Consider the following 7,289-nt stretch of genomic DNA (forward strand, 5'->3'; position numbering starts at 1 on the left):
AGACGGATGAGGGGTGTTCCAGCGGAGTGAGACGCTGGCATTCCCTGGAACACCCCTCATCCGGCCGCTTCGCGGCCACCTTCTCCCACAAGGGGAGAAGGCAAGCTGGCGCTCAAACCACCTCGAACACAAACGTCTTCACCAGCGCCTCCGGGTCGCCGATGGCATAGCAGCGGAACCACGGACTTTCCTCGACCAGCCGCCATTTGCCCGCCTGCGCCAACCCGTCGAACACCGCCTGGAAGCCGCCGCTCTTGAAAACCTGGTCGCGCACGGTGAAGATGGCGTGACCGCCGGCCTTGGTGATGCGCACCAGTTCATGCAGTCCCGATGCGGGCGCGTGGCCGATGGTGAAGACTCCGGTCGAGAAGAAGGCGCGGAAATGCCGGTCGGGCCAGGGCAACGGGCCGCCGAGCATCGCTTTCTTCAGCTCGCTATAGGCCGGCTTGCCATCGGCCTGGCGGCTGCCGGCGATCTTCAGCATGTCGTCGGAGAGGTCGAGCCCGGCGATGTCGCCATAGCCCAGAGCCTTCAGCGACGGCCCCGACAGGCCCGTGCCGCAGCCGGCGTCGAGCAGCGGACCTTCGCTCGCCGGCACGTGCCGCGCCACCCAGGCGGTGATGAGGAAAGGCAGAAGATAGCCGAGCGAGGCGGTCTCGCTGTCGTAGGTCGCGGCCCATTCGGCATAGGCCTTGGCGAGCCCTTCCGGCGAGTCGGCCGAATAGACGGAATCCAGCGCCGCATTGGCCTTGTCGAAATTCATAGGTGTCTCCTCCGCCGGATGCACATGACCAAGCTAGAGCAATTCCAGGAAAAGTGGGAACCGGTTTTCCGTCCGGAATTGCGTCAAAAACAAAGAGGTAGCGCGGATTTTTCCAGCCGGCTATTCCTGATGCTGGCGGCGCAGCCGCTGCTCCAGCCCCCGCAGCGCCAGCGACAGGCCGACGGTGAGGATCAGGTAGATATAGGCAACGATCGAATAGGTCTCGAAGAAGCGGAAGGAGCCCGCGGCATAAACCTTGCCCATCTGGGTGATGTCGGCGACGCCGAGCACCGAGACCAGCGAGGAATCCTTGACCATGGCGACGAAATCATTGCCGAGCGGCGGCAGGATGGTGCGGATTGCCTGCGGGAAGACGATCAGCCGGAAACGCTGGACTCGGCTGAGCCCGAGCGCCTTGGCCGCCTCGATCTGGCCCTTCTCGACCGATTGGATGCCGGCGCGGAACACTTCCGAGATGAAGGCCGAGTAGCCGATGGTCAAAGCCATGATGGCGCGCCAGAGCAGCGAGACGTCGCGCACCAGCAACTCGCCCATCAGGCCGGCGCCCCGCAGCGGCGCGGTCAGCGCATTCCAGGCGGCGACGAAGGCCGGCGCGCCGGCAAAGGCGATCCAGAACAACAGCACCAGGATCGGCACGCCGCGGATGATCTCGACATAGAAGCGCGCGATCTGGCGCAGCCACTGCGATCCCGACAGCGCCATCAGCGCGATGCCGAGCCCGAAGGCGGAGGCCAAAGCGAAAGCGACCGCGGTGACGAAGATGGTGATGCCGATGCCCTTGGCGACTGTGGCGAAGACTTGCGCATAGAGGTCGCTGGAAGCGATGGCGACAGCGGCGGCCAAGGCAAGGATGGCCGCCGCGGCCAACCACCAGGGGAATTCGGGTTTGGATGTGGGTGTCGGCATCAGGCGATGCCATCGCGGCCGTTTTTGCGATAGCAGCGCTCTACGAGACCCCCCTCTGTCCTGCCGGACATCTCCCCCTCAAGGGGGGAGATTGGCTGCTTCGGCCTCGCCGTCCATCCTGCAGCGTTGGGGATTAGCGAAAGCCGGCGCGACGTCCGATCTCCCCCCTTGAGGGGGAGATGCCCGGCAGGGCAGAGAGGGGGGCCTGGGCGCAATGTCAGCGCAATTTCCTGCAAACTCTCTGCGCGCAACAAGACGGGTTCACTGCCCCATCTTGTAGTCGAGGAACCATTTCTTGTTGAGCTTGTCGATCGTGCCGTCGGCCTTGAGCGAAGCGATGGCGGCATTGACCGGCTTCACCAGCTCCGAGCCCTTCGGGAAGATGAACCCAAAATCCTCGGTACCGAGCGGTCCGCCGATAAGCTTGAGCTTGCCTTCGGAGGCATCGACATAGCCCTGGCCGGCGGTGCCGTCGGTGAGCACCACGTCGACGTCGCCGGATTTCAGCGCCTGCACGGTCGCGCCGAACGTCTCGAACAGCTTTATCCGCGGGTTCTGCTCGTTGCCGTCGAGCACGCTGTAGACGGCGGTGTAGAAGGGCGTGGTGCCCGGCTGGGCGCCGATCAGCCCGTCCTTGAAGGCGCCGAAGCTCTTGGCGTCGGTGAAGCGGTTCTCGTCGCCGCGCACCAGCATGAACTGCTCCGAGCGCATATAGGGGTCGGAGAAGTCGACCTTCTCCTTGCGGTCGTCCTTGATGGTGATGCCGGTCATGCCGATGTTGTACTGGTTATCGGAAACCGCCTGGATCATCGCGTCCCAGGAGGTGTTCTGGTACTCGACCTTGAAATTCAGCCGCTTGGCGATCTCGTCCATCGCGTCATATTCCCAGCCGATCTGCTTGCCGGTCTTCTTGTCGATGAACTGCAGCGGCGGATAGGCGTTTTCCGTCACCACCACGACCTTTTTGCCGCCGAGATCGGGCAGGTTATCGGCGAGCGCCGCGACAGGCGCGAGAAGGCACGCCATCATGGCGGCCAGCAGCAGTTTCGACTTGGTCATGACAAACTCCCCGAATGTGATTTGGCCGCGCGATGTTCGCGCGCCAAGAGAAAACCGCGCCGACTTTAGCTTGCCGCAAGCGCCTTGCAAGCCGGCCCGCGCTGCCGGGGCTCGCCAATGTGAATTCCGATGCTTTTCAGCGATGATTGCGGGGACGGCGATTGCGGCGATCAGTCCTGATCGGCCGTGGCTTCGCGCAACCCGGCGACCAGTCGTGTCAGCGGGCCGTGCAGTGCTTTCAGCTCGGCGCGTTCCAGCGGCATGCTGCAGGCAACCCCTTCCTGCACGTTGGCGGGAAAGAGGGAGGTGTGAAGGGAACGCTGACCTATTACCTTCGTCATTCTAGGGGCGGAGTAAGGAGCGAAGCGACGCGCGTAGACCTTGGAATCCATTCCGTGAGATAAGAGCGATACTGCGGTGCAGACCTATCTTTTCAGGAAAGTTCGACGGAGTTCCATTCTCTACCGCCGCATCTCTCGCGAAGATAACGGCATGGATTCCAGGGTCTCCGCTCCGCTTCGCGTCGCTACGCCCCAGAATGACGAAACCGCGAAGGCTTCGATCAAATTCCGAACGCTTGCGATATCTGCACAACGAAAAAAGGCGGCCGAAGCCGCCTTTCCAGAATCTGTCTCGCAAAAACCTTATTCGGCCGAGGCGGCCTCGGCGGCGGCCTTCTTCTCGGCGGCTTCCTTGGCGGCCGTCTCGGCGGCCAGCGCCTGGGCGGCGGCCACCTTCTCGGCCTCGATGCGGGCGCGCTCGGCGTTCAGCGCGTCGCGCTCCTCGTCGTTCAGCTTGCGGGCGCGCACGCCGGTGTTTTCCGAAATGCGGGCCGACTTGCCGCGACGGTCGCGCAGGTAATAGAGCTTGGCGCGGCGAACCTTGCCGCGGCGCACGATCTCGACGCCCTCGACCATCGGCGAGTAGACCGGGAAAACGCGCTCCACGCCTTCGCCGTAGGAAATCTTGCGTACCGTGAAATTCTCCTGGAAGCCCGAGCCGGCGCGGGCGATGACGACACCCTCATAGGCCTGGACGCGGGTGCGGGTGCCTTCGGTGACACGCACCTGGACGCGCACGGTGTCGCCCGGCTGAAATTCGGGCAGCTTGCGCTTGGCTTCGATCTTGGCGGCCTGTTCGGCCTCGAGCTGACGGATGAGATCCATCTCAAATATCCACTTCTTGTTCTTCCGACAGTCAGAGCGTCCTGCGCTCGCCTTGCAGTTCCAATGACCGCTCGGCTATGCCCTTTGTCCCCAAATTTGTATCGGGACATCGGGCAGGGACGACTACACCGCACTTGTTGACGGGTCCGAAAGATTGTTCTTCCGGTTCGGGCGGGCACATACAGCCATTTTGCCACTTTGTCACGCCCTAATGCATGTCGCCCGGAAGTGCGCGCGGTTCCGGGACCACGACATGCATCAAAACAAGGGCGTTGCGGCATATTTTGCGCCCATGGCCCACATTTACTGCGGCCGTGCCGGGTTGCGCGCGGCTTGCAAGCTTCCTAAGCGGGGAAATGACTTTCTTCGATGCCGCCTTGCTCTTTCTCTCAGGCTTTGTCTCCGGCGCGGTCAATGCCGTCGCCGGCGGCGGCACCTTCGTCACCTTCGGCGCCATGACGCTGGTCGGCCTGCCGCCGATCGTCGCCAACGCTACCTCCTCGGTGACGCAGTTTCCCGGCTATATCACCTCGACGCTCGCCTATCTCGACGACATCAGGCATTTCTGGCGCCAGGCGCTGCTGCTCTGCGTCATCTCCGCCCTCGGCGCGCTGGCCGGCTCGCTGATCCTGCTTGCGCTTTCCAACCCGTCCTTCCGCGCACTGGTGCCCTGGCTGCTGATCGCCGCCACCGCGCTGTTCGCCGCCGGGCCGTGGCTGAAACCGGCGCCCAAACCCGGGGCCGAAGCCAAGGTCGGCTCATTCGCCGGATCGCTCGCCCAGTTCGCGACCTCCGTCTATGGCGGCTTCTTCGGCGCTGGCATGGGCGTCATGATGCTGGCGACGCTCGGCCTGACGCAGGCCGGCGACTACCACCGGCTCAACGCGCTGAAGAACATGCTGGCCGTGGTCATCGCAGCCATCGCCATCCTGGTCTTCGTTTCGGGCGGTGTCGTCGCCTGGCCGCAGGCGATCGTCATGATCCCTGGCGGCGCGCTCGGCGGCTATGCCGGCGTCTGGATCGCCAAGCGCGTGCCGCAGGGCGTCGTGCGCGGCTTCGTCGTCGCCGTCGGCCTGTTTCTGGCCTTTTACTATTTCACCAAGGGCTGAGCAGCCCTCAGCAGATCCGGCCGCCGCTCCCGCGTCAGCTTCTCGGCCTCCGCGCGACGCCATTCGGCAATCTTCTTGTGGTTGCCGGAAATCAGCACGTCCGGAATCGGCCTGCCTTCGAACTCCTGCGGCCGCGTATAATGCGGATGCTCGAGCAGGCCGTTCTCGAAACTCTCTTCCTCGCCGGACACCGCATTGCCCATGACGCCTGGCAGCAGCCGCACCACGGCATCGAGCAGCACAAGCGCTGCCGGCTCGCCACCCGACAGGATGAAATCGCCGACCGAGACCTCCTCCAGCCCCCGCGCCTCGATCAGCCGCTGGTCGACGCCTTCGAAGCGGCCGCACAGGATAACGGCACCCGGGCCGGCGGCCAGCGCGCGCACACGGGCCTGCGTCAGCGGTTTGCCCCGCGGGCTCATCAGCAGTCTTGGACGCTTATCGCCGGGCGGCGAGGTGTGGTCTATGGCCTTGGCCAGCACGTCGGCGCGCATCACCATACCGGCGCCGCCGCCGGCCGGCGTGTCATCGACGGTGCGGTGCTTGTCGGTGGCGAAATCGCGGATCTGGATTGCTTCCAGAGACCATGTGCCGACCTCCAGCGCGCGGCCGGCCAGCGACAGGCCGAGCGCGCCCGGAAACATCTCCGGATAGAGCGTCAGCACCGAGGCGGCAAAGCTCAACGGTTGCCCCCAGCATCCTTCGGTCCGCGCGGCCGACCCTTCGGGTCGAAGCCGGCATCCCTGGGCGCTTCGTCGCCTTCTTCGTCTTCGACCAGCCCCGCCGCCTGAGGGTTGACCTCAACGAATCCGTCGGCGATCGAGACATGCGGCACCGCGGCCTGCGTGAACGGAATCAGCACGCCCTTGCGACCGGCAAGCGTGACGTCGAGTATGTCGCCGCCACCGAAATTATGCACGGCGACGACCTTGCCGATGACGCCCGTATCGTCCCTGACATCGAGGCCGATGAGATCGGCGTGATAGAACTCGTCCTCCTCGCCGTCGTCGGGCAGCACCGAACGGTCGACGAAAAGCTCTGTGCCGGCCAGCGCCTCGGCGGCATTGCGGTCACCGACGCCTTTGAAACGCACGACCACCACAGTCCCGGCCGGCCTGATATCGGTGATCTGGAAGGCGCGGCCGTCCTTGGCATAAAGCGGGCCGTAATCGGCCAGCGCAAGCGGGTCTCCGGTGAAAGTTTTCACCCGCAATTCGCCCTTGATGCCGTGCGCGGCACCGATGACGGCCATCTGTACGGGGTTTTCGAGCTTCGACATCGGCGGCGCTTCCTTTGCTCTGCTCTAACGCCGTCCCGTGGCCATTTCAATGACGCCTCTTCACCGCTTCCTAACCCGCATGCCCGAAACTGCCTTCATGCAGGAATTCCTCATCCCGGCCAAACCCGACCTTCAAGCGGCCCGCGAGACCTGGCTGAAGACGCTGGCGCATGAGCGCCGCTTGTCGCCGGAGACGGTCGAGGCCTATGAGCGCGACACCCGCCAGTTCCTGCATTTCTTGACCGGCCATTGCGGCGGCGCGCCGGGTATCTCCGACATCGCCGACCTGCGCCCCGCCGATCTGCGCGGCTTCCTCGCCGCGCGACGCAATGAAGGCGCCGGCGCTCGCACGCTGGGGCGCGGCCTTGCCGGCATCCGCTCGCTGCTGCGCTTTCTCGAAAAACGCGGCCTTGTCAACGCGGCGGGCGCCGCAGCCCTGCGCGCGCCGCGCCAGCCGAAATCGCTGCCCAAGCCGCTGACGGCAAGCGACGCCAGACAGGTCGTGGCGATGGAGGGCCAACTGGCGGAAGAGCCGTGGATCGCCGCGCGTAACGCCGCCGTGCTGACGCTGCTCTACGGCTCCGGCCTGCGCATCTCCGAAGCGCTCGGCCTGACCGGCGCCGATCTGGCGACAGAAGCCGATAGCGTGCTGCGCGTCACCGGCAAGGGTGGCAAGACGCGGCTGGTGCCGGTGCTGCCGGTGGCCCGCAAGGCGGTTGCCGAATACCGCCGGCTCTGCCCTTTCCATATTGGTCCCGACGGCCCGCTGTTCCGTGGCGCCCGTGGCGGCCCGCTCAACCCGGCCATCGTCCAGCGCGAGATGGCGAAACTGCGCTCTGCGCTCAACCTGCCCGACACCGCGACGCCGCATGCCCTGCGGCATTCCTTCGCCACCCATCTGCTCGGCCGCGGCGCTTCGCGCCACCCCAGCGGTTTCACGCCCTTGGATGTGCCTTCTCATAGATATCGAGCAGCCTCGCGGTGTC

8 protein-coding genes are annotated in these 7,289 nt (G+C 65.0%); 2 read left to right on the forward strand and 6 right to left on the reverse strand.

Annotation, left to right across the window (positions count from 1 at the left end; genetic code table 11):
- Window positions 1-112: 112 nt before the first annotated feature.
- From FJ980_RS28610 to rplS, 4 genes are all read right to left on the reverse strand, one after another.
- Complete coding sequence (locus FJ980_RS28610; RefSeq protein WP_140547005.1) at window positions 113-763, reverse strand: methyltransferase domain-containing protein; 651 nt, start codon at window positions 761-763, stop codon at window positions 113-115.
- Between the two features lie 120 nt (window positions 764-883).
- The gene (locus tag FJ980_RS28615) at window positions 884-1,690 is read right to left on the reverse strand and encodes an amino acid ABC transporter permease (RefSeq protein WP_181181327.1); all 807 of its coding nucleotides are present in this window, start codon (window positions 1,688-1,690) and stop codon (window positions 884-886) included.
- A gap of 261 nt (window positions 1,691-1,951) precedes the next feature.
- The gene (locus FJ980_RS28625; protein WP_140547007.1) at window positions 1,952-2,749 is read right to left on the reverse strand and encodes a transporter substrate-binding domain-containing protein; all 798 of its coding nucleotides are present in this window, start codon (window positions 2,747-2,749) and stop codon (window positions 1,952-1,954) included.
- 644 nt (window positions 2,750-3,393) lie between these two features.
- On the reverse strand, window positions 3,394-3,915 hold the full coding sequence (gene rplS / locus FJ980_RS28635) for a 50S ribosomal protein L19 (protein ID WP_095769549.1): 522 nt from the start codon (window positions 3,913-3,915) through the stop codon (window positions 3,394-3,396).
- Between the two features lie 356 nt (window positions 3,916-4,271).
- On the opposite strand from rplS, the gene FJ980_RS28640 reads away from it, so the two are divergent.
- On the forward strand, window positions 4,272-5,024 hold the full coding sequence (locus tag FJ980_RS28640; protein WP_140547008.1) for a sulfite exporter TauE/SafE family protein: 753 nt from the start codon (window positions 4,272-4,274) through the stop codon (window positions 5,022-5,024).
- Here the strand turns inward: FJ980_RS28640 and trmD are convergent.
- Together trmD and rimM are read right to left on the reverse strand one after the other, a co-directional pair.
- The gene (trmD, locus tag FJ980_RS28645; RefSeq protein WP_140547009.1) at window positions 5,006-5,707 is read right to left on the reverse strand and encodes a tRNA (guanosine(37)-N1)-methyltransferase TrmD; all 702 of its coding nucleotides are present in this window, start codon (window positions 5,705-5,707) and stop codon (window positions 5,006-5,008) included. The two genes, FJ980_RS28640 and trmD, sit on opposite strands and share 19 nt — an antisense overlap.
- Window positions 5,704-6,303 carry a ribosome maturation factor RimM gene (rimM, locus tag FJ980_RS28650; RefSeq protein WP_140547010.1) on the reverse strand — a complete coding sequence of 200 codons (600 nt, stop codon included), beginning with the start codon at window positions 6,301-6,303 and terminating at the stop codon, window positions 5,704-5,706. The genes trmD and rimM overlap by 4 nt, the downstream gene beginning before the upstream one ends.
- Before the next feature lie 97 nt (window positions 6,304-6,400).
- On the opposite strand from rimM, the gene FJ980_RS28655 reads away from it, so the two are divergent.
- Window positions 6,401-7,289: tyrosine recombinase XerC (locus FJ980_RS28655; protein ID WP_246676582.1), on the forward strand; the 889-nt coding region annotated here is incomplete at its 3' end.

Origin of the sequence: Mesorhizobium sp. B1-1-5 (genome assembly GCF_006443065.1) — a bacterium.
GTDB lineage: Bacteria > Pseudomonadota > Alphaproteobacteria > Rhizobiales > Rhizobiaceae > Mesorhizobium.